Origin of the sequence: Pseudomonas sp. SB113, from assembly GCF_040754745.1 — a bacterium.
GTDB classification, from domain to species: Bacteria; Pseudomonadota; Gammaproteobacteria; order Pseudomonadales; family Pseudomonadaceae; genus Aquipseudomonas; species Aquipseudomonas grimontii.
On record NZ_JBFMHW010000010.1, the window covers coordinates 191926 to 214465 of the forward strand.

Annotated in this window: 18 protein-coding genes and 1 pseudogene; 12 read left to right on the top strand and 7 right to left on the bottom strand. The window is 55.0% G+C overall.

Annotation, left to right across the window (positions count from 1 at the left end):
- Positions 1–48: 48 nt before the first annotated feature.
- From AB1462_RS15810 to AB1462_RS15830, 5 genes are read right to left on the bottom strand one after another with little or no spacing between them, the layout of a single operon-like run.
- Positions 49–900, bottom strand: a complete 852-nt coding sequence (locus AB1462_RS15810) for a MaoC/PaaZ C-terminal domain-containing protein (protein WP_367247239.1) — start codon at positions 898–900, stop codon at positions 49–51.
- Positions 901–910: 10 nt separating this feature from the next.
- On the bottom strand, positions 911–1822 hold the full coding sequence (locus tag AB1462_RS15815; protein ID WP_367247241.1) for an SDR family NAD(P)-dependent oxidoreductase: 912 nt from the start codon (positions 1820–1822) through the stop codon (positions 911–913).
- Between the two features lie 42 nt (positions 1823–1864).
- Positions 1865–3157: an acetyl-CoA hydrolase/transferase family protein gene (locus tag AB1462_RS15820; RefSeq protein ID WP_367247242.1), complete on the bottom strand. Its 1293-nt coding sequence runs from the start codon at positions 3155–3157 to the stop codon at positions 1865–1867.
- On the bottom strand, positions 3157–4359 hold the full coding sequence (locus tag AB1462_RS15825; protein ID WP_367247244.1) for an acetyl-CoA acetyltransferase: 1203 nt from the start codon (positions 4357–4359) through the stop codon (positions 3157–3159). Before AB1462_RS15825 ends, AB1462_RS15820 begins: the two co-directional genes overlap by 1 nt.
- A gap of 17 nt (positions 4360–4376) precedes the next feature.
- Positions 4377–5837 carry a 3-oxoacyl-[acyl-carrier-protein] synthase III C-terminal domain-containing protein gene (locus AB1462_RS15830; RefSeq protein ID WP_367247246.1) on the bottom strand — a complete coding sequence of 487 codons (1461 nt, stop codon included), beginning with the start codon at positions 5835–5837 and terminating at the stop codon, positions 4377–4379.
- 259 nt (positions 5838–6096) lie between these two features.
- Here AB1462_RS15830 and AB1462_RS15835 point away from each other — a divergent pair, with 259 nt between their 5' ends.
- The 7 genes from AB1462_RS15835 to AB1462_RS15865 all read left to right on the top strand — a co-directional run bounded on the left by AB1462_RS15835 (position 6097) and on the right by AB1462_RS15865 (position 13041).
- Positions 6097–6558: a MaoC family dehydratase gene (locus AB1462_RS15835; protein WP_367247248.1), complete on the top strand. Its 462-nt coding sequence runs from the start codon at positions 6097–6099 to the stop codon at positions 6556–6558.
- Positions 6559–6661: 103 nt separating this feature from the next.
- Entirely contained in the window at positions 6662–7816 is a 1155-nt protein-coding gene (locus AB1462_RS15840; RefSeq protein WP_367247250.1) for an acyl-CoA dehydrogenase family protein, read from the top strand.
- Positions 7813–8694, top strand: coding sequence for a CoA ester lyase (locus AB1462_RS15845; protein WP_367247252.1), 882 nt, complete (start codon positions 7813–7815; stop codon positions 8692–8694). The genes AB1462_RS15840 and AB1462_RS15845 overlap by 4 nt, the downstream gene beginning before the upstream one ends.
- Positions 8695–8849: 155 nt before the next feature.
- A complete protein-coding gene (locus AB1462_RS15850; RefSeq protein WP_367247254.1) occupies positions 8850–9665 on the top strand; it encodes an enoyl-CoA hydratase/isomerase family protein in 816 nt (271 codons plus the stop codon).
- 248 nt (positions 9666–9913) lie between these two features.
- On the top strand, positions 9914–11503 hold the full coding sequence (locus tag AB1462_RS15855) for a class I adenylate-forming enzyme family protein (RefSeq protein WP_367247255.1): 1590 nt from the start codon (positions 9914–9916) through the stop codon (positions 11501–11503).
- Positions 11504–11611: 108 nt separating this feature from the next.
- Complete coding sequence (locus AB1462_RS15860; protein WP_367247257.1) at positions 11612–12400, top strand: SDR family oxidoreductase; 789 nt, start codon at positions 11612–11614, stop codon at positions 12398–12400.
- A gap of 128 nt (positions 12401–12528) precedes the next feature.
- Positions 12529–13041, top strand: a complete 513-nt coding sequence (locus tag AB1462_RS15865) for an SRPBCC family protein (protein ID WP_367247258.1) — start codon at positions 12529–12531, stop codon at positions 13039–13041.
- Positions 13042–13648: 607 nt separating this feature from the next.
- On the opposite strand, the gene AB1462_RS15870 is transcribed toward AB1462_RS15865, so the two are convergent.
- A complete protein-coding gene (locus AB1462_RS15870; RefSeq protein ID WP_367247260.1) occupies positions 13649–14497 on the bottom strand; it encodes an NAD(P)-binding domain-containing protein in 849 nt (282 codons plus the stop codon).
- A gap of 2 nt (positions 14498–14499) precedes the next feature.
- Entirely contained in the window at positions 14500–15186 is a 687-nt protein-coding gene (locus AB1462_RS15875) for a TetR/AcrR family transcriptional regulator (protein ID WP_367247262.1), read from the bottom strand.
- Positions 15187–15627: 441 nt separating this feature from the next.
- Here AB1462_RS15875 and AB1462_RS15880 point away from each other — a divergent pair, with 441 nt between their 5' ends.
- The 5 genes and pseudogenes from AB1462_RS15880 to AB1462_RS15900 all read left to right on the top strand — a co-directional run.
- Positions 15628–17301 (top strand): DUF1302 domain-containing protein, encoded by a 1674-nt coding sequence (locus tag AB1462_RS15880; protein WP_367247263.1) that lies wholly within the window; start codon positions 15628–15630, stop codon positions 17299–17301.
- Positions 17302–17530: 229 nt separating this feature from the next.
- The gene (locus AB1462_RS15885; RefSeq protein ID WP_367247264.1) at positions 17531–18487 is read left to right on the top strand and encodes a WD40/YVTN/BNR-like repeat-containing protein; all 957 of its coding nucleotides are present in this window, start codon (positions 17531–17533) and stop codon (positions 18485–18487) included.
- Positions 18488–18535: 48 nt separating this feature from the next.
- Positions 18536–20962: an RND family transporter gene (locus tag AB1462_RS15890; protein WP_367247272.1), complete on the top strand. Its 2427-nt coding sequence runs from the start codon at positions 18536–18538 to the stop codon at positions 20960–20962.
- 118 nt (positions 20963–21080) lie between these two features.
- Complete coding sequence (locus AB1462_RS15895; RefSeq protein WP_367247265.1) at positions 21081–22262, top strand: acetyl-CoA C-acyltransferase family protein; 1182 nt, start codon at positions 21081–21083, stop codon at positions 22260–22262.
- Positions 22249–22540, top strand: a pseudogene (locus tag AB1462_RS15900) (hypothetical protein); the annotation flags it as partial. The gene AB1462_RS15895 and the pseudogene AB1462_RS15900, both read left to right, overlap by 14 nt.

The following is a 22540-nucleotide window of genomic DNA, read 5'->3' on the forward strand; positions in this document are numbered from 1 at the left end:
CGTTTGAGGGGCGCTGCGGCAGGGGGCACTGACATGCCCCTGCCTTTTTCAGGCGAGCTCGGCCCAACCATTGTTGAGTACGACGACTTGTCGTTCCACCGCAGTGGTCCGAAAGCTGACCCCGCCGCTTTCTTTCCAAAGCTCAGTCTGCAGGGTTTCTCCCGGATAGACGGGAGCGGAAAAGCGTAGGCTCAGTGATCGCAGCTTTTGCGGATCGTCCCTGCAGGCCCCCTGCAGAAGCGCACGGGTGGCCACGCCCATGGTGCAGAGACCATGCAGGATGGGCTTGTCAAAGCCGGCTTTACGAGCGATCGCGGGCGATGCGTGGATTGGATTGTAATCCCCTGACAACCGATAGATGAGTCCGGCCTGGGGGAGTGTTGTAAGGCTGATAGTTCTATCCGCCGCGCGTTCGGGCAGGGCGCGCGGTGTTGGGGCGCTCTGCGAAGTACCACCGCAGCCACCATCGCCGCGTAGGACATATGTGGAAGTTACAGTGCTTACCACTTCACCGTTTTCTTTGTCGGTGAGGGTCTTGCGCAGGTAGAGCATTGCGCCTTTGCCTGGACCTTTATCCACCACATCGGTCACCTGGTAAGCGCCGGTATAAGTTCTGCCGGGAACAAGGGGGCCGTGGATGGCGAACGATTGTTCGCCATGCAGAATGCGCACCCAATCAATGCCCAGTTCAGGCTCCTTGATCCACGCGCCCGGATGGGCGATGACGTTGACCATGGAGGGAAAGACCTTCAGGCCTTCTTCAAAGGTGAACTGCAGATCTTCGTCAGAGTCGGCCCGCGCACCCACACCGACACCCAATGCGTAGAGCATGCAGTCGCGCGCTGTGATCGTATGTTCGAGGACTGGAAACTTCCAGGCCAACACTTTTTCAAGGTTCATAGCGCTAGCCTCAGACCGGATCCCAGGTGAATACGTCGCGCGACTTGTCCAGCGGATAGAACGAGGCTTCGAACATCGGGAGGGCACGTTCAAGGCAAGTCTTTACGGTCCAGCCTTCGCTGTTGTGAGCCGTGCGGATCGGACGCGGCTGCGAAAACAGGAAAATTTCGTTATTGCGCACGGCAAATATTTGGCCACTCACATGGCTGGCGCCCTCAGTCAACAGCGCTAACGTGAACGGGGCAATCTTGTCAGCCTCAAGGCGCATGTTCACTTCCATCCGGGCTTTACCTTCGGGAGTATCAGCCGGAATGCTGCTGACCATGCGTGTAAATGCGAACGGCGCGATGCAGTTCGAGCGCACATTAAATCTCTCCAAATCAAGTGAAATGGACTTGGAGAGCCCGACAATCCCCATTTTGGCGGACATGTAGTTAGCCTGCGCCAGGTTGCCAATGAGTCCCGAAGTGGAGGTCATGTGGACGTAGGCTCCGCTCTGTTGCGCCTTGAAGTGAGGTGCCGCAGCACGGGACACATTCCACGTACCTTTAAGATGCACCTTGATGACGGCGTCGAATTCCTCCTCGGTCATTTTGTGGAAGAGGACATCACGCAAATTACCTGCGTTGTTCACCACGCCGTCTATGCGACCGTAAAGATCAATAGCCTGTTGGATAATCCGCTGAGCACCGTCCCACTCGGCGACGCTGTCTGTATTGGCCGACGCAGTGCCGCCCAACGCTTCGATTTCAGCAACCACGTTTTGCGCCGGACCGGCATTTGCGCCGGAGCCGTCCATACTCACACCCAAGTCGTTGACGATGACTTTAGCGCCCTGGCGGGCGGCTTCCATCGCGATACCGCGACCCACACCAGCGCCGGCGCCGGTCACGACAATGACTTTATCTTCAAGCAGTTTCATAAACGCACTCCGGACAGTACAGCAATGAGAAAGAAAGTAGCGTCAGAGACGATTGGCGATGGCACGCCATGCGTCTTGCAGATCGCTGCGGTACTCGGGCGCTGCAACCTGGATCAAGGCCTCGGCGCGCTCATGCACGCTCGCACCTTTTAACCGTGCAACGCCGTATTCGGTGACGACGAAATCGACATCTACCCTGGATAGCGTCGTGACTGTTTGCGGACCCAGCATTGGTACGATGCGTGAGCCACGCCTATGGGTGGCGTGCAACGCGATGATGCTGCAACCACCGCGTGACAATCGGCCAGCACGCGCAAAGTCGGGCGCGCCGCCGCATCCGCTAATGGCAGCGCCGCGGGTCATCTCCAGGTTGCATTGACCGAACAGGTCGACCTCGAGCGCCGAATTGACTGTCACGAAGTGGTCGAGTTTGGCCAGCAGGACCGGGTCGTGGGAGATGTCGCAACCAACGACTCGCAACGGGTGGAAGTCACGGATTTTTTCATAGAATGCTCGACTGCCCACCAGTACGCAGGACGTATGCAAGTAATTCATGTCGAGCGCGCCTGCTGCGGCCAATTCAAGCAGCCCGTCCGAGAGCATGCCCGAATGCAGTTTTAAGCCGCGACGGCTGCGTAGCATGCTCATCAGCGCTGTGGGTACTTTGCCCAGCCCCGTCTGTAACACAGCGCCGTCTTCGATCAAGGGGGCAATGTGTCGCGCAATGGCCTCTGTGCCACTGTCGGAAGGTACGTCATAGATCGGAAGCGGTGTATCAACTTCACACACATAGTCCAGTGAGTTGAAAGGAACCGTGTAAGATCCGCGCACTATTGGCGTCTGCAAATTGATCAGGCCGAGGCGTCGTCGTGCCTTGCGTAGAACGGCTGGGGTGAACTCCACAGACGGGCCGAGGGAGCACATGCCGTTTTCGTCAGGCGGCGAAAGTTGGATAACCGCAAGATCGATATCGACCTGTTCAGTAATATGGCGCACGAAGCCTGCGTAGGATATCGGCAGCGCGCGGAAGCGTCCCTCTCGCTGCGCGACCGCCAATTCAGGCTGCATAAACAGCCCCGTCACTTGTCCGGTTGGGTGCATCCCTGCCAGATCAAGCGCATTGATGCCCGGAACGTAACTGGTGAGCAAGCGAGCGTTCCGGGTGAACTCAGGATCGTGTAACAGTTGTTCCATGAACGCCAGTGGTGCCCCGCTGGAACCAGGTACGAACACCCACTCATCAGGCCTTATCAGCGACGGCATCGCCTGTGGGTCGATGAAGCGATTGCGCTGCAAGGATTTGAGGGGGCGGCCCACCTGAATATTGGCTGTCATTAACTGTGCAATCCCAGAATCGACAACGCTGCTATGCCCAGATATGGCACGCCACCCAAGTTGTGAGTCAGGCCAAAACTCGGGCTAGATAGCTGGCGCTCCCCGGCGCGCCCCAACAGCTGCTGATAGACCTCGTAGGCCATGCGCAAGCCCGAAGCGGCAATTGGGTGACCGAAGCACTTGAGACCGCCGTCCACCTGACACGGTACGCCGTTTCCAGTTCGGTCGTAGAAACCGTCCAGAATATCGTGGACGGCCCGGCCCTCATGGGAAATGAACAAGTCTTCCATGGTCACCAGTTCAGTGATGGAGAAGCAATCATGGACCTCTAGCAAAGAAAGCTGATTGCGAGGGTCGGTAATTCCCGCTTCGGTGTAAGCTCGTGCAGCCGCCACTCGCGTGTTACGCACCTGGCTGCCGTCCCATTTGTCGGTGGTCGACTCAATACCCGAGCTGATACTGAGTTGGATGGCCTTGATCGTGACCATGTCCCTCTTACCGAGCGCTCGCGCGATCTCAGGGGTGGTAACGATCGCGCAGGCCGCTCCGTCGCTGACACCACAGCAATCGAATAGACCGAGCGGTTCGGCGATCATTGGTGCATTGAGTATCTGCTCCATGGTCACCGCATTACGCAGGTGTGCTTTTGGGCTCAGTACACCATTCTGATGGCTCTTCCAGGACACATGGGCGAGGGCGCGTTTCAAGTCCTCCTTGGACGTTCCGTGCCGTGAACGATAGCCTGAAGCCAGTTGGGCAAATCCGGCCGGGGCAGAGCCAAGCGGCAGCCATAGGTCATTCAACGTACCCTTGTATGGCGCGGGCAAGCCGCCGTAGCCGGTGTCCTTGAGTTTCTCGGCGCCGATGGCCAGGGCGATATCAACCGCTCCGGATGCCACCGCATAGGCCGCGCCACGCAACGCTTCAGTGCCTGTAGCACACATGTTTTCCATGCGGCTGACAGGGATCCCGTCGAGCCGCAACGCAAGCGCTGTCGGGATTGCCGAGTTGCCGACGTTGACGTTGTCCATGCATGAGCCGCTCCACGCGGCCTCGATCTGCTGACGTTCGATGCCCGCATCGGCCAGCGCTTCCTCGAATGCCTCTGCCATTAGCTCATGTGTGCCGACGTCCCAGCGCTCACCAAAACGCGTGCAACCCATGCCGATAATCGCGACTTTGTCCCTGATACCCGTTGCCATAATATTTTCCAGTTTTGTTATGCCACGAACGGCGTGGCTTTCCAGAAATAGCGCGGATAGCCACGCACCTTGTCGACATCCTTGATGCGGTAGACCATGTGTAACGGGATGCCCACGTCGAGGCCGGCTTCGCCGACGTCGACAATCTCCATTAGAAGTCGGGCGCCGATATCAAACTGCACGAACCCTACATATAAAGGCGGGGAGGGGTGGTATGACAGCCAGTCACCTGTATAGGTCAGCACCTTGGCCGGTTCGTCATACAGTGGGGCTGGCTTGAAGACAGAGGCCGGAGCGTGGCACTCAGGCGCTACGCAATAGGCGAGTTGGGGAAACTGAACGGTGCCACAGCGGGTGCACTGGCCCGCAACAAAGCTCGACAGTTGGTGCGCCGAACGATACTGCTCGGTGAATGCAGTCTTCAGCTGTTTCTCGCCACGCATGCCACTTTCAAATTCGAGGCCGCCGTCATAGGCGAGCAACCGCATATAGCTCTCATGTACTTGTGCATCGGCCAGCGCGGCGCTGACCCCCCGACGCGGCTTGAATGAGTCGATTGCATCTGTCGCGCGCAGCACCAGCACGTCACATCCTTGACCGAATCCGATGATCACGAGGACATCGTTTGGCTTTGCGATTTCAAGCGCCTTGGCGAGCATCAGGCAAGGATGCGCGGTGCCCGCATACCCGCAGGTCTCCATAATTCCATCGCTGATCGCTTCGGGGGAGATGGCGCATTTTTTTGCCACAAATTCGGCAGTGCCTTTCAATGACGACGCCATGATGAAGTGGCTGACTTCAGAGGAAGATACCTTTGCGTCATCCAGTGCGGCCTTGACTACTTCGGGGACTATCTTTGCGTAGCCCTCGTCGCGGATCCAACGCTCCTCCCAGTAATAGTCATGTCTACCGTCAGCGGAACGGAAATGGTCGACGAAAACGTTGGTGCGGCTGGCGCTGCCAACCAGGTGAGCGATAACGTCTTCACTGCCGAGCGTGAAGGCGGCCGCACCAGCTCCGTAGGTCAGCTCCTGGGTGCTGGCCGGTTTGCTGGATGGGTGATCACTGGCGATAAATAGCGCGGGGCCACGGGAGCTCTGCAATGCATCGAGCAGGCCCGACACTCCCGCGCGCTGGGATTGTCCCAGGTCGCGAGTTTGAACATCACCAGGCAATGCCAGCGCGCTGGCGACAAGGCTGGCGCACTGCAAGTCCGCAAACGGCGCTCTCGTAGTGGCCAGTACCAGCGAGCGCAGCGTTGTGCGAGGACGTCCGTGAAGGGCATCGCGAGCAGCCTCGACCGCCATGGTCACGCTGTCTTCGTCCCAACTGCAGAACGCTCGTTGCCCTTTGGCCTGATTACGCAGGCCTGGAGCCATCCAACTGTGTGCAGCGGCGATCGATGTGCGCTGCATGCGCAGTCGTGGGATATATCCGCCGTAGGCGGTGAGGCCGAAGTCTGTGGGGATTGCAGTCACTTGAGAACCCTTCAGGTAGTTGGCATAGGTGTGTCACGAAGCGCCTTGGCCAGAATTATAGTATGAATGCATACGATATGTGCAAGCACATATTTTGATCATTTATCTACCTCTTACCAACATCTGTTGTGCTTTAAGTAGTAGTGGTTCGCGTGGAGGTGTGCTTGCATTATCTTATGCTGGCATATTAAATTGGCTGTGTTAAGGTTCCGAGCACTGTTAATTCATAGACCTTTTTCACGTTGGATGCGAGGTGGCAATGGCTGGTCTGTATTTTGAGCAATTGGCGGTTGGGCAGGTCTTTCAGCACGACATCCGACGCACGGTGACCGAAACTGACAATGTTCTGTTCACCGCGATGACCCACAACCCAGCCGCTATCCACCTTGATGCGGAATATGCGAAGGGCACGGAGTTTGGTCGCCCTCTCATGAACAGCGTTTTCACGCTCGGGCTCGTGGTCGGGGTTTCAGTGGGCGATACCACACTAGGTACGACCGTGGGCAACTTAGGTTGGGACGAGGTTCGCTTTCCGAAGCCGGTTTTTATCGGCGATACGATCCGAGTGGAATCCAAGGTGCTCGACAAGCGTGAAAGCAAGTCGCGTCCGACCAATGGAATCATCGTTTTCGAACACGTGGGCTACAACCAACACGACGAAATGGTGTGTACATGTAAGCGTAGTGCGTTGATGTACCGCCTTCCTTCAGGCGTAAGCTGAAGGGTTTCCTTTCTCGATAGTGGTTGTGTTTCGTACGCAGGCGAGAGTCTGGAATCGATGCGCCTCGTATCGCTGCAAGACTTATAAAAAACTGGAGGCTTCCTTGATCACACGCACGATTTTTGAGACCGAGCACGAACAGTTCCGCGACAGCGTGCGTCGGTTCATTGAGCGCGAAATTACGCCGCACCACGAGCGTTGGGAAGAGCAGGGGATGGTTGATCGTGAGCTTTGGCTTAAGGCCGGTGCTGCGGGGTTGTTGTGTCCCAACTTGCCAGAGGAGTATGGCGGCTGCGGTCCTGATTACCGTTTTAACGTAGTGATCACCGAGGAAATGGCGCGTGCCGGTGCTACCGGCCCGGGCTTCTCGATCCACTCGGATATGGTGGCAACCTATATAGCCACCTTTGGTACTGCAGAGCAGAAGGGCCGCTGGCTTCCAAAAATGGTCAGTGGCGAGGCTATTGGCGCGTTGGGACTGACGGAGCCTTGCGCCGGGAGCGACCTGAAGAATATCCGCTGTCGTGCGGTGCGCGAGGGCGACGAATACGTCATCAGCGGGCAGAAGGTCTACATTTCCAATGGCCAGTTATGCGACATCATTGTGTTGGCTTGCAAAACCGATCCTTCAGCCGGCGCAAAAGGCATGAGCTTTATCCTGGTCGAGGCGGATCGACCAGGTTTCACGCGTGGCCGTAACCTAAAGAAAATAGGACTCAAGGCGCAGGACACCTCGGAATTGTTTTTCGACAATGTGCGGGTTCCTGTTAGTAACCTTCTTGGGCAGGAGGGGACAGCTTTCGCAATGGCCATGAGCAAGCTCGCCGAGGAGCGGCTGACAATTGCCGTGTCCGCGATCACGGCGTCCGAAGCTGCGCTGCAGTGGACCGTCGACTATACGCGCGAGCGAAAAGCGTTCGGTCAGTCGATCAGTGATTTCCAGAACACGCGTTTCAAGTTGGGCGAGCTCAGTGCCGAGGTCCTGGCCAAACGGGTTTTCGTGGATCGCTGCATTGAACTTCTCTTAGAGAAGAAATTAGATGCAGTTGACGCGGCGGCGGCCAAGATGCTGTGCACCGAGTTGCAATGCAAACTGGTGGATGAGTGTTTGCAGTTCTTTGGTGGCTACGGATATATGCTCGAATACCCCATTGCCCGCGCCTACGTCGATGCGCGTGTTCGTCGCATTGCTGGTGGATCCTCGGAAATAATGCGCGAGATATTGGGGCGGCGCTTGTTCTCGGAGCGTTCTAAATGAGTCGCACACCCTCGCGTTCATTTCTGTTCGTGCCGGGCGACAGCGAGCGCAAGCTGCTGAAGGCCGAGACCTCTGGCGCTGACGCCTTGATACTCGATCTTGAGGATTCGGTGGCGTCAAACCGAACTGCCCTGGCTCGTGAGCAGGTGCTCGCTTATTTGCACGCGCATCGCCAACGCGAATCTCAAATATGGGTGCGCATCAATCCGTTGATCACGCCGGCGGCGCTGCTCGATCTTGCGGTTGTGGCTGGTGCGCCAGACGGCTTGGTGCTACCCAAAGTCGATTCGGCGGCGGACGTAGTCAGGCTCGCCAATATGCTGGATGCCTTAGAGGTACGCGACGGTCTTTCCTCAGGCAGTATCGCTATCCTGCCGGTGGTTACTGAGACACCAGCCTCGCTGTTCTCGGCTGGCTCCTATTCAGGTTGTTCATCCCGGTTGGCGGGGCTGACTTGGGGGGCTGAGGACATCACTGCCGCTCTGGGGGGCAGCAGCAATCGTGAACTGGATGGCGAGTACAACCACGTCTGCACGTTGGCTCGAACCTTGTGTCTGGCTGGCGCGGCGGCGGCGGGGGTGCAACCGATTGACACCATTTGGGCGGACTTTGCCAATATTGATGGTCTTGTCGAGGAGGCACGACAGGCGCGACAGCGCGGTTTCACCGGTAAATTGGCCATACACCCGTCCCAGGTGGAGGCGATTAATTTTGCCTTTACCCCTAGTGCCGAAGAGATTGCCTGGTCCCTGCGGGTTGTGAATGCATTTGAGGAGAGCCCGGGGCTTGGCACTCTTGCTCTTGATGGGAAAATGCTCGACATGCCCCATCTCAAACAGGCCCGCCGAATACTGGCGACAGCGCACAAGCTGGCGTGAACCGGCATGCACGGGGGGCATAAAGCAAGGCTAGTCTGTAAGTAGAAGCCATTTGCAGGAGGCGTTCCGGTCGTGGGCTGTCCGTAGGCTCGATAAAACAATAATCAAATTAGTTTGCGGCGCTTTTGTCGAAGGCGTCGCAATGGAGATCTGCTATGACCGAACATGTGATCGAGCGTGCCGTGGAGGGTGTGCTGGAGTTCCGGCTCAATCGACCTGAAAAATTCAATGCGCTCAGCCCGGCGATGTTGCACTCGCTGGCTGAGGCGGTGGAGCGCTTTGCGCAAGACTCAGCGTTGCGCGTGATGCTGATATCAGCCAATGGAGCGTATTTTTCCTCAGGTGTCGAGGTCACTGCCGAGATTACCCCGCCGGACAATGGCAGCACACTGGATAATCGTCGCTGGTTCCTCGACACCTATCATCGGCTCTTCGATGAGCTTGAGTGCATTGAAAAACCCATCGTTGTTGCGCACCAGGGAGATTGCCTTGGTGGCGCGCTAGAGCTCAGCCTTTCGTGCGATTTCCGTCTGGCTGCACGCAATGCGCACTATCGACTACCTGAAATCGATTTTGGCACGCTGCCCGGCTCCGGTGGTGTGAGTCGGCTCACTCGCATTGCAGGTCCTCACTGGGCACGCTGGCTAGTGATGGCGGGGGAGAGTGTGACCGCTGAAGAAGCTGTCACGATGGGGTTCGTGCACCGAGTGTTTGACGACGTTGTTTTCGAGCGTGAAGTGCAGGCTTTCTGCCGAAAACTTGCAGGGCAACCCCGAGAGATGCTCGCTGCTGCAAAGCTCTCCATTGAACTCGTGCAGGATTTGGATCGGTCGCAAGGCCGGCAAATCGAGCGCTTGGCTAACAGCATGTTGCTCTCCGGCGCGGAGCACAAGGCGAAGCTACAGGGATTCCTGGATCGACAGGCCGCGAAGCGACGCCAGCGCCTGAATGGTGGCGAGGCGCTGCCGTGATTCGGACGACGTTGGTGATATCGAATATGGCTGGTGCGATCAGATAGAGCGAATAAATAGTATGCTTAAAATCTAATAGATTTTTTTCAGATCCGTTTATTTTCAGCTTGTTTTCGCTATATCTGCATAATTTTTGTTTTATATTGTATGCATTGATACTATATTTTAATGCTCGGCACCCTGAATTGCCTGAAGGGCTAGCATAGGTCGCCGGCACTGTCATAAACCCTTTCTTCAGAAGAAATACTATGGCCCAGGGCACCTCTCATTTCATCGCTGAGACCAATGTCGATTTCCTTTCATTGTCGATTGGCGACTTGTTACGCGACGCCGCGCATCAGCGACCGGACTCAACTGCACTGATTATTCCCGCTGATGTGTATGGTCGTCCGGAGCGGCAATGGACATATCGCGAATTGGAGAGAGAGGCTAAGCGAGTTGCAGCGGCCTTGCTGTGCAGCTGCAAACCGGGTGACCGGATTGCAACCTGGGCCGGTGCCAGCTCCAACTTGGTGATGTTGCATTTGGGGGCCGCGTTGGCTGGCGTTGTACTGGTCACGCTCAATCCGGCTTGCCGCGGGGAGGAGCTCAAATATTTACTTAATCAGGGGGATGTTCGTGGCGTCTTTCTCGATCGAGTATTCCGCAACATGGACAATACCGCTGTCCTTGAAGCGGTACGGTCGCTGCTGCCGAAGCTCGAGTTGGTTGTCTACCTGGATGAGTGGGAAACGTTTATCGATGAAGCGGAAGAAGCGCCAGAGCTGCCTTTGGTCCAGCCTGACGCACCCGCACTGATTATCTTCACGTCTGGAACGACAGGAAAACCCAAAGGGGCGTTGCTCGGTCATGCGGGCGTGGCTAACAACGCGCGCTTCACTCAGGCTCGAATCGGCATGCCCGAGGGGTCGGTGTGGCTCAATCCGCTGCCGATGTTCCATGTCGGAGGCAGTGTCACGATGACGCTCGGCTGTATTGCGAATTTTGGCACTCAAGTGCTACTACCCGAGTTTAGCCCCGAAGCTATGCTGGACGCCCTGCAGCGTTACCAGGTGAATATGACCATGGCTGTGCCGACGATGGTTCTCGCGATGACGCAATGCGAGCAGTTCGAGCACACGGACCTGTCCCGCCTGCAAGTACTGGTCACCGGGGGAACCGTCATAGCCCCGGATCTGATACGCCTGATACGCGAGCGCTTCCACTGTGAACCTATGATCGTTTTTGGTCAGACCGAGGCGGGAGGAGCCATGTGCTTGTCACGCCGAGGCGACAGTATTGAGCTGCTCACACAAAGCGTTGGCGCACCGCTACCGCTTTCAGAAGCGAAGATCATTGATCTCGAGGGGCGTCTGGTGCCGTTAGGTGTTGTGGGAGAGATCTGCGTAAAGACCCGGTGTCGAATGCTCGAGTACTTTCGAATGCCTGAGAAGACACAACAAGCGGTTGATGGCGATGGTTGGGTGCATACCGGCGACCTGGGTATCCTGCAAGAAGATGGCTATGTGCAAATAACCGGCCGCCTGAAGGACATGATTATCCGAGGTGGAGAGAACATCTATCCTCGCGAAATCGAAGATTTATTGGCCGCACATCCCGCCGTGCAACAGTCGGCGGTGTTCGGAGTGCCCGATGAAAAGTGGGGCGAACAGGTGGCCGTCGCGATTGTGTTGAAGTCAGGTTATTCGTGCAATTCCGAAGAGCTTGGCCTGTTTCTTGACGGTCAGATCGCGCGACACAAAATGCCGCGGGTCTGGCACTTTCTGGACACTTTACCGGTTACGTCCACGGGTAAGGTGCAAAAGTTCGTGCTTCGAGAGCAACTGCTTCTTGGGTAAACCTTGGCCCGGATCTGCCGCGCGTGCGGCGGTCGAAATGATGCGAGCGTCCTGCCACTAACCCGTGCAGGCGGTGTGCTGAACTCACGACTGATTAGGAAGTGTTCGATGGAACTAGGCATTCGCGGGCGCAAAGCCATCATCAATGGTGGTAGCGCAGGGCTTGGGTACGGCGCCGCGTTGGCGTTGGCGCATGAGGGCGTGGATCTTTATATCTCTGCGCGAAATGAGGGGCGTTTGAACGAGGCTTGCGAATCGATCCGCCGTGCTACTGGAGCGAAAGTCGAGGCTGTCATCGCTGATCATGCCTCGGTGGAAGGGCGGCAGCGGATTCTTGAGCGCTGCCCTGAGCCCGATATTTTGATAGGTACCTGCTCGCCACCTCCGTTCATAGAGGACTTTCGCTCGATCTCTGAGGAGGACTGGCGTAGCAACTTTGAGATCACGCTGATTTCGCCGATTGAATTTATGCGATCAGTGGTCGATGGCATGGTCGAGCGGCGGTGGGGACGTATTGTCAATATCGCCACGGCGGCTGCCAAATTTCCACACCCTTGGCGCATCCTTTCTGGTGCTCCGCGTGCTGCGTTGACGAATTATTCAGTGGCTGTTGCGCGCCAAGTTGCGAAGTACAACGTTACGATCAATACGCTGCTGCCAGCGATGCACGATACCGATGGTATCCGCGCAATTTACGGGGCTAAGGCCGCTGAGAACGGTACCAACGTGGACATTGAAATTGCCGAGGCTGTGCGTTCGATCCCAATACCTGCGGGCAGATTTGGATCGGCAATAGATTTCGGGATGATGACCGCGATGTTTTGCAGCGAGCAATCAAACTATGTCACTGGGCAGAGTCTTGTCATCGATGGCGGGGTTACTAACTCTCTGTTTTGAGTTGCGCTGATAAGTCAGCAGAAAACGAGTGTAGCCATCCCATATTTTTATCAATGTGAACGGCGCACTGCGGCTGGATGCACGAAGGTGCGTTCGCTTTTTCATAAGGTGAGATGGAGATATTCGATATGACGGCGATTCAGAGAGGTAGAGCCCAACGTGACGGTATTATCGAGGCCGATATTGATAATACTTGGGCATTGTTAACCGATTGGGGAAACATGGACTGGTGGGGAAACGACCTTGAACAAGGAGCCATGACTGCTGGGCGGATATACCTTGAAGGAGAGAAAGGTCAGATTCCGCGTACCAAGGTCATCGAGCGTGAAAGTGGAGACGAGCCTGGGGTTGCTCATGTGAATCGGGAAGTCTTGATCCACGAGGACTCTGTGGCCCATCGCTTGTACTACACAGGCTCCAACGGGCTATTGCTTGGTGTTAATAATTACTTGGCAAGCTGGACACTTGATGCTCTGGAGGGAGGGCGCTGCCATATGACGATCAATGCGCAATTTGACGTGTTGGAGTCAGGTCAGTTGGAGGAGGCGCGCGGAATTTTCGAGGCTGTCTATGAGCTGATCTTCAAGGGCGTCAGTGGTTACTTGGTCAAGCGCGGCGGTATCTATATTCCTGCAGAATGAGCCCTAGGCGGGAGTTACAGCCAGGTTGGCGGATTGGTATTTCACCGTTCCGCCAATCTGGCAGGAATGCCTATGGGGTCGATGTACACGGCATCCAAGACTGCACTTCAATAGTTGAAGATGGCGAAGTGGTATGCAACGTGTCCTTCGTCTGAACAGGTCCCTAAGTCGCCAGCACAGTATTTTTTATCTCCGCCAGACAGCCGCCTGTAGAGGCGGCGTATCAGCGAGCCCTGAATCAACGTAAAGAGGCGAAGCTTACGGGAGGCGTGAAGCAGTAGGCGGGTCTCTCATCGCAAGTCTTTTTGGCCAGGAGCCTTGCGTTGGTCATGCTTTGGTCGAGCAGCATAACAGTTGTAATTATTAAGAGTACTAGCACGGGAACCATTATTGTTGTTTTCATTTTTCACCCACTCGTGAGTTCTTAAGTCTCAAGTCCAGGATCGTCACTGCCCCCATAAGAAGCGATGTACGGGCTCGTCTGGGCGCGTCAGTTTATTGGTTTTGCTTGCATACTGTACGGAAGCATATCAAATATTGCCATGATTTTTTCACCTCATAGCCTATAAATGATCTGCAGTCGGATGAGCTGGCATGGCGGAGTCACTCAGGCTTCATGAAACAGCTGGTGAATGCTTGAATAGCTCGCCGTGTCGCCGCTGGGCTGGCTGCCGGCGTGGCGCGAATAGAGGTTGCGAGTCATCATTCCAAGGGGCGTAAATGCCTGGATGTCCTGAGCACATTCCATTGCGATAGCCAGATCATCAAGCAGCGGGCCCACGAGCAAACCGCTGGATGCGGTTACTGCGTTTTCCTCGCGCTTGGCTTTGAATGCGCTAAGGCTCACGCGGTCCGCAGCTCCGTGCTGCATGATCGAGGCGAGGACTAGTGGATCCAGGCCGCTCCTGGTGCCTAACGCCAGCGATTCTGCTGTAGCGGCCATCACAATCGCTTGCCGGACATTGCTGCAGATTCGCGCGGTTTGACCGCTTCCGCTGTCGCCTGCATGAAATATCTGCCGGCCCATGCATAGTAGTAATGGGTTGGCGAGCGCGAATGACGCTCTTGAAGCTCCGACAAGGAAACTCAAGCGACCAGCCTGTGCTTCTTCAAGATTTCCTTGATAGGGGGCGTCCAGCCATCTGAGATCACGCTCCTGTGCGACGAAGGCAATCAACTCAGCCGTTTTAGGTGAGATGAATGAGCAATCGATCATCATCAGGTGGTGGGGGGCGCGGGTAATCAGGCTCTGGGGCGAAAGATAGAGTTTTCTCACCTGATCCTCGCAAGGCAAGAGGCTGATAACGACCTCCGACCGGCTGATTTCCTTGATGGTTGACGGAGCAAGTGCCTGGCCTTCCAGAGAGTAAACCAGAACTTTATGTCCGGAACTTTGTAGTTTTCTAACGAGGACCTTTCCGATTTCTGTCGTTCCGATGAAAGCAATTTTGGCCATGACTAAGGGGTCTCGATCGACTGTCGATGTTTTTTGGGGGGCGACAGGGGAGGGCATTTGATCTCTTCCAATGTGCCGGCGATGGAGGTTCGTACGATGCTGGTCATCAATCGGGAGCGGCTGGCGGGATCGAGTTGATCTGGGGCAAACCAGGAGGGCAGATTGTTGAGCAGCGATACGCTACTTCTGGCCAGAGCCCTCAGTTGTGGCGAAATATCCACGCAGGCGCACTCGGCGAGCAATTGCGCTACCCGATTTTCATAGGTGGCTCGCAGCTGTTGAATTGCCTTGGTCTGTTCCTCATCAAGGCAGTGCATTTCTCGTTCGGCCACCAAAAAATACAAAGCCATCTTGCTATGCAGCTCAATGTGTATCGCGAGTAGCTTATGCAGTCGATCTCGGGCGCAGGCTCGTGCGGGTGAGGCGCGGGCAAGGCCCTTTACCAGGCAGGTGTACAGCTCCTCTATCAGTTCGAAGAGAAGCACTTGTTTGCTTTCTATATGGTTGTAGAGCGAACCCGGGGAAAGCCCGATGTGGGCGGCAAGTTCTCGCATGCTGGTCTGGCCGAATCCACGGCTGGCAAAGAGCTCCAAGGCTTTTACCCGGGTCTGGTGTGGGCGCGTGAGATAGGGCTGGAGTGGTCGTTGCAATGATTCGTCAACCCCCGACGCACTTGGTTGTATGGCCATGATGATACCTCGACTCCTCAGTCTTTCCGGTGCGTGTGTGATGCGATCAGGCTCGCATGCATTACAAATGCATAAAGTATTGTAACATATCAAATTCATGGCGATGAGACGGAATGAAGTCTTTTCAGAATTTTTTGAGTAATAGAAGAATGTTTGGGATCAACGGTCGTGGGGATGACTCCACCGATGATGCCCAATGAATACGGGGCTTAGATTCATCTTGAGCGGGTGATAGATGCTGATTTTGCGGTTTCGTGGAGAGGGGAAGCGATACATGCAGATTTCACGTTGGCAATAGAAAGCTGCTCTCGGAATAATCGTATCCTTGCATATCAGAAATCGTATGGTAGCATGCGTTAACAGCCTGCCACTGGCCTGGTCAGCTATTCGCCAAGGCGGCCAACGTTGCAACAAAAACAAAAATAACCAAGGGGCACACGCATGAACGATCTCAAGAGAAGAGGTAGCGGGCCAGCTTTACTGGCGGTATCGGTAGCAGCGTTATCGGGAGCGGGCTTTACCGCGGCGGCTCCTATTGATGTCGGGAATCCAGATATCCAGCTACGCTGGGATAATACGCTTCGATACAATATAGGCATGCGTGCGCAGGGCAAGGAAAAGGCGTTGTCGCAGAGTGCTGCCCAGCAAATTGGTGACAACAAGTTCGATCGTGGCGATGTTGTTACCAACCGCCTGGACATTCTTTCTGAGATGGACCTTGTCTATAAAGACCGGTACGGCGCGCGCGTGTCAGCGGCCGGTTGGTATGACCAGGCCTATGATGACAAAGCCGAAGGCCTGCCGGCCTACCAGGCTGCGGGTATTCCTGCTGCCTACTCCAATAATAAATACACGGGTAGCGTGAAGCGTTATTACATGGGGCCGTCAGGGGAAATCCTCGACGCTTTTATCTTCGGTGGTTTTGATCTTGGCAGTACGCCAGTGAATTTCAAGCTGGGTCGACATAATCTCTACTGGGGGGAGTCGCTCTTTTCATTCGTTCACGGCGTCTCCTATGCCCAGGGGCCCGTAGATATCCGCAAAGCGACTGCTACACCAGGTATCGAGGCGAAGGAACTGTTTTTGCCCCTGAATCAGCTTTCTCTGCAGACTCAGCTCAACGATGACGTATCGATGGCAGCCTATTACCAGTTTGAGTGGGACTCGAACCGCTTACCTGAGGGGGGGACATATTTCGGAGCCGCCGACTTCCTATTCTCCGGCAATACGACTTTCCCGATTGCGCCAGGATTCGGCGTGCCCTTCGAAGGTGATCAACATAAGCCAAAAAATAGCGGGGCTTGGGGTGTTAATACCAAGTGGAGTTCTGACCTGTTGGGGGGCAACGTGGGTGTTTACTATCGCGAATTCAGCGACACGATGCCTAACGTGGTGGGTGTCTACGACGCGAATGGCGTGCCTACCAGTTTTTACAATAAATACGCCGAGAATGTCCGCCTTTACGGCATGAGCCTTTCCAAGCAGGTGGGGACTTTGGCTGTGGGCGCTGAGCTGGTACGCAGGGAGAACACTGCACTGAGTACGATCGGTGGTTCGCCTGATTTCGCGCGCGGTAATACATGGCATGGTCTCGTGAACGCCATCGCCTATCTGGGCGGAACACCGCTCTGGGATTCGGCGGTATTGCAGGCAGAGCTGACTTACAGTCGACTCGATAAGGTCACCAAAAACAGCGATTACTATAACGAAAAAGGTAATCCAGGTTGCCCCTCTCAGAATGGCGGTAAAGGTGGGGCCAAGGACGGTTGCTCCACTCGCGATGCGCTCGGTTTTCAGATGGCGTTTACCCCGACCTGGTACCAGGCTTTCGAAGGTGTGGATTTGACCTTGCCGATCACATATGGAAGAGGGTTGTACGGAACTTCGCCTGTAGCCGGCGGTGGTAATGAAGGTGCCGGTACTTTCAGTGTCGGGGTGGGGGCAGACTATATGGCTCGTTACAAAGTCGATCTGGCTTACAACGGTTTTTTCGGTCCTATCACCACGAACTTCAATCCAGTGGTTGGCCAGAATACGGTGGCCACCTCCAGTGGTACCACGCCTTTGCTGCGTGATCGGGGTTGGGTTTCGCTCACGTTTAAGACCAGCTTTTAATCCTTGCTGACGATTGAGTGGCTGCATTCCGTTAACGGGTGCAGTTCATTCAAACAGCTTCTGCCAAAAGACCGTTTAGGGTGGAGCACTACCGATGATTCGAGATAGCGATTCTCTGGCGTTGGGGCTGACGTTATCGCGCCGCAGTTTCCTAAGCGCTGCAATAATCGGCGCATGCGCTGCGTCACCTCTGGCCGTCGCGTTCACGAGCCCTCTGCAAGAGTCGGCGATGCCCAGCCATTTGAGTGTGCACAGTCCATTATTGGACGTGGTGTGTATCAATAGCCGGATCGTTGCAGTTGGAATTCGCGGGACTGTCCTGTTTTCCGATGACCATGGGGAAAATTGGACGCAGGCGAAGGTGCCCCTCAGTACGGATCTTGTGGCGATGGCTTTCTCCGGAACCGAACAAGGTTGGGCTGTGGGACATGGAGGGGTTGTGTTACACAGCGAAGATGGTGGCCGGTCTTGGAGCAAACAACTTGATGGCGCTGCGGCTTCAAAGTTGGCTATCGAATATTATGAAGCAAACCCATCATCACTTCCCGACGCCCAGCAGTTTTTGGAGCGCGAGCGCTCGCTTGCGATTGAAGGTGAAACTCAGCCGTTTATGGATGTCTTCTTCATCGATAAGCGTCGTGGGTATGTAGTAGGCACCTTCAACCGAATTTTCATGACTGAAGATGGTGGACGGAACTGGCGTCCCCTGATGCACCTTACCGAAAACCCTGGTGAACTACATTTTTACTCAGTCGCCGGGTTTGCCGACCAACTTTATCTGGCGGGAGAACAGGGGAAAGTCTGGCGTCATGACCCCGTAAGCGACCGTTTTGTCGCTATGGACACTTCCTATACCGGCACTCTTTTTGGTGTTCTACCCAGCGCAATTAATTTGCTCTTTGCTTACGGCATGCGGGGAAGTTTGTACCGCAGCGTTGATCGTGGAACCACTTGGGAAAAAGTTGATACTCCGCTTCAAAGTGGCATAACCACAGCGTTAGCGATGGCTGAAGACCGTTTTTTGATTGCGGATCAATCCGGTGCGGTTGCGTTAAGCGTGGATGGCGGCCGGCATTTCAAGAAACTTAACGTAGCTAAGCCTATGGCTTATGCAGGCGCTTCGGTTTTATCTAATAGCGCGGTGGTCATGGTCGGCGCCTTGGGCGTGCGTATTGAGACGGTTTAAAGGCCCTCACGAGCCGCATCCAGACGAGCAGGATTCAAAATGAACTCGATGAGCGAACACAACCAATATGGGGCAATGGAGGTCATTGCCGACCCGCGAGCGTTCGATGAACGTTCGGGCAACTTACTGGAACGGCTGGTATTCAACAATCGGCTCTGGGTCATTCTGGCGTGCCTCGCCGTAACGATTTTTTGCACATGGCAACTGCGTACGTTAGAGGTGGGTGCCAACTTCGAGAAAATGCTGCCTAGCGGTCACCCTTATATTGCCAATTATCTGGAGAACCGTAGCCAGTTACGAGGACTGAGTGACTCGGTTCGCGTTGTTATCGAAAATCCGGAAGGAGATGTCTTCGACCCGGAGTTTTTGCGGACGATGGCAAAAATCAACGATGAGATATTTTTGATTCCAGGGATCGACCGTGCTTGGATGAAGTCGATCTGGACCCCCGTGGTTCGCTGGACGGAGGTGACCGAAGAAGGTTTTGTCGGTGGGCCAGTCACTCCCAATAATTTTGATGGTTCTCAGAAGTCGATTGATGCACTGCGTTTGAATATCGCGCGAGCGGGTGTGGTTGGCAGCCTGGTCGCCAATGACTACAAGTCCAGCATGATTGTGATTCCCCTCCTGGCCGTAGACAGTGATGGCAAGCCTCTCGATTATCATGCGATATCGTCGGCTCTGGAAAATATTCGCAGCAAATATCAGGGCGACGGAGTAGTAAATATCCACATTATTGGCTTTGCAAAGTTGGCCGGCGATCTTATCGACGGTCTCTTTAAAGTCATGATGTTTTTTGTCGCTGCGGCCATCATCGCTGCGGTGATTATTTATCTGTTTATCCGATGCGTACGCAGTACGGTTTTGGTTCTGTTGTGCTCGCTGGTGGCGGTGGTGTGGCAGCTAGGCTTCGTGGCTACTTTAGGTAAACCTCTAGATCCGTTTTCGATACTGGTACCTTTTTTAGTGTTTGCTATCGGGGTTTCCCATGGCGCGCAAAAAATGAATGGCATCATGCAGGATATCGGGCGAGGAACTCATAAATGGGTTGCCGCACGTTATACCTTTCGGCGTTTGTTTCTCGCCGGGCTGACCGCGCTGTTGGCCGATGCCGTGGGGTTCGGGGTGCTGATGATCATTGATATTCCGGTAATTCGGGAGCTGGCGCTTTCCGCGAGCCTGGGGGTGGGTGTACTTATTTTCACTAACCTAATTTTGTTGCCGGTCTTGCTCTCTTATTCTGGCGTTACCGTTGCAGCTGCCCAGCGTAGCTTGAAGGAAGAAGGAGAAGAAGGCGCGGGCCGCGGCTTTGGCCGAGTCTGGGATCTGCTTGATCGATTCACGGAGCGTCGTTGGGCAATTGGCGCGATAACTGTGGCTGTGATTCTGGCGGCTTTTGGTTTGCTAGGCAGCCTGAAGCTGCAAGTGGGAGACCTGGATGCGGGGGCTTCCGAGTTGCGAGCAGATTCGCGTTACAACCAGGACAATGCCTTTATTACCGCGAACTATGGCGTATCCAGTGATGTTTTCGCAGTGATGATCAAAACTCCGTCGGATCAATGCAGTACCTATGCCACCCTGACTGAAGCAGATCGCCTAGCATGGACGCTGGCGCAGGTGCCCGGGGTACAACAGACGATATCCTTGGTAGACACTGTCCGCAGCTATACCTCAGGTGCATTCGAAGGTAATCCGAAATGGATGACCGTCAGCGACAACGCAGGATTGATTGCACCGCAGATCACCAATGCATTGACCTGGAACTCTGAACTGCTCAATGCCGATTGTTCGCTGATACCGGTCCTGGCTTACCTTTCCGATCACAAGGCCGCGACACTCGAGCGAGTGGTAAACGCCGCCAGCAGTTTTGCGCAGGCTCATGATTCACCTGATCGGAAATTTTTGCTGGCGGCGGGTAATGCGGGTGTCGAGGCCGCGACCAATATCGTTGTACGTGAAGCCAATCGCACTATGTTGCTGTGTGTTTATGCAGCCGTCGCGTTGCTCTGCGCTATTACGTTTCGTAGCTGGCAGGCGGTAGTGGTAGCTATTTTGCCGCTGATGTTGACGTCCATTCTGGCCGAAGCCTTGATGGTCCAACTTAACATCGGCATGAAAGTCGCCACTTTGCCTGTGATCGCTTTGGGGGTCGGTATTGGTGTCGACTATGCGCTTTACCTGCTGAGCGTTCAGTTGGCGCAGCAACGAGCGGGGCTCTCTCTGCGTGACGCATACAAAAAGGCGGTGCAGTTCACTGGCAAGGTAGTAGGGCTGGTCGGGGTGACTCTTGCCGCTGGTGTCGTAACCTGGGCTTGGTCACCCATCAAGTTTCAAGCTGATATGGGGATTTTGCTGACGTTTATGTTCATCTGGAACATGTTGGGCGCTTTGATTTTGATACCTGCTCTGTCTCATTTTCTTTTGAGACAGCGCTCTAACACCACGAAGTTTTCGAGTGAGTTAATAAAAGCATAACGCTGAACAAGCACCCGATAGCGTGATCGTCCCGGCGTCTTGTTGCCGTTAGCGTGAGGGGGGTTGCGCTCTAATTAATTACCAAATGGGTTGGTGCTTCGTTGGGCAGGAGCAATATATGAATCGTGAAGTTGTGGTCTTGAGTGCGGTCCGCACTGCCATAGGTAGCTTCGGCGGAAGTCTGAAGGATGTTCCTTTAAGAAATTTGGCAACGACGGTTGTTCGGGAAGCGTTGCTGCGGTCTGGCGTGGATGCAGAACGAGTAGGTCATGTCGTCATGGGAAATGTCATTCCTACCGGACCTGAGGATGCTTACCTTAGTCGGATTGCAGGCGTTGACGCCGGTATTCCTTTTCAAGTACCGGCATTTAACGTCAATCGTCTTTGTGGGTCCGGGTTGCAGGCCATTGTGTCTGCTGCGCAATCCATTTTACTGGGTGATTGTGATTTTGCTGTTGCGGGTGGCGCCGAGTCCATGAGCCGCGGGCCCTATATCCAGTCGTCTGTACGTTGGGGAGCACGGTTGGGCGATGTACAGTCCTTTGATTACACGTTGGGCGTTCTGCATGATCCGTGGAAACAGAATCATATGGGCATCACCGCTGAGAATGTTGCGCAACGATTTGGCATTACTCGAGAAATGCAGGACGCGTTGGCGCTTGAAAGTCAGCGTCGAGCCGCTCAGGCGATTGAAGAAGGGCGCTTCGCTGGGCAGATAGTGCCGGTGGAGATTAAAACGCGAAAGGAAACGCTGAGCTTCTGTATAGATGAACATGTGCGCATTGGTGTGACCAGGGAACAATTGGCGCGTATGCCACCGGTCTTCAAACCTGACGGACTGGTCACGGCTGGTAATGCGTCTGGCATCAATGACGGAGCCAGCGCTCTGGTTTTGGCGGAGGCCAGTGCAGCTCAAACTCTGGGTCTGAAGCCGCTGGTGAGGTTGATAGGTTACGCCCATGCGGGGGTCGATCCTGACTACATGGGCATAGGCCCGCTAGCGGCGACGCGATTGTTGTTGCAACGAACTGGATTGAATATATCCGATCTGGATGTGATCGAGGCGAACGAAGCATTTGCTGCTCAAGCTTGTGCGGTCATTCAAGAGTTGGGGTTGGACCCACAGAAGGTCAATCCAAACGGTTCTGGCATATCGCTGGGCCACCCGGTCGGCGCCACTGGCGCGATCATTGCCACGAAGGCTATCCACGAGTTGCAGCGAGTCGGAGGGCGTTACGCCCTGGTGACCCTTTGCATTGGTGGTGGGCAAGGGATTTCGGCGATTTTTGAGCGGCTTTGATTGGCCAGCGTCGGCCATAGGCAGCTCGGAAAACAGAGCAACGTTATTAAGTGAAGCGCCGGGCATGACGACCCTGGGTCAGTTCTGTTGTGCAGCTACATCTTGTTTCCTGATTCTGCGACCGATCCATTCAATAGCATTGGAGAAAAAAGTGCACATTGGTGTTCCTCTCGAAACCCAGACCGGTGAAACGCGGGTGGCTGCCACCCCGGAAACCATCAAGAAGCTGATCGGCCAGGGCCATAAGGTCACTGTTCAAAGCGGAGCCGGTATCAAAG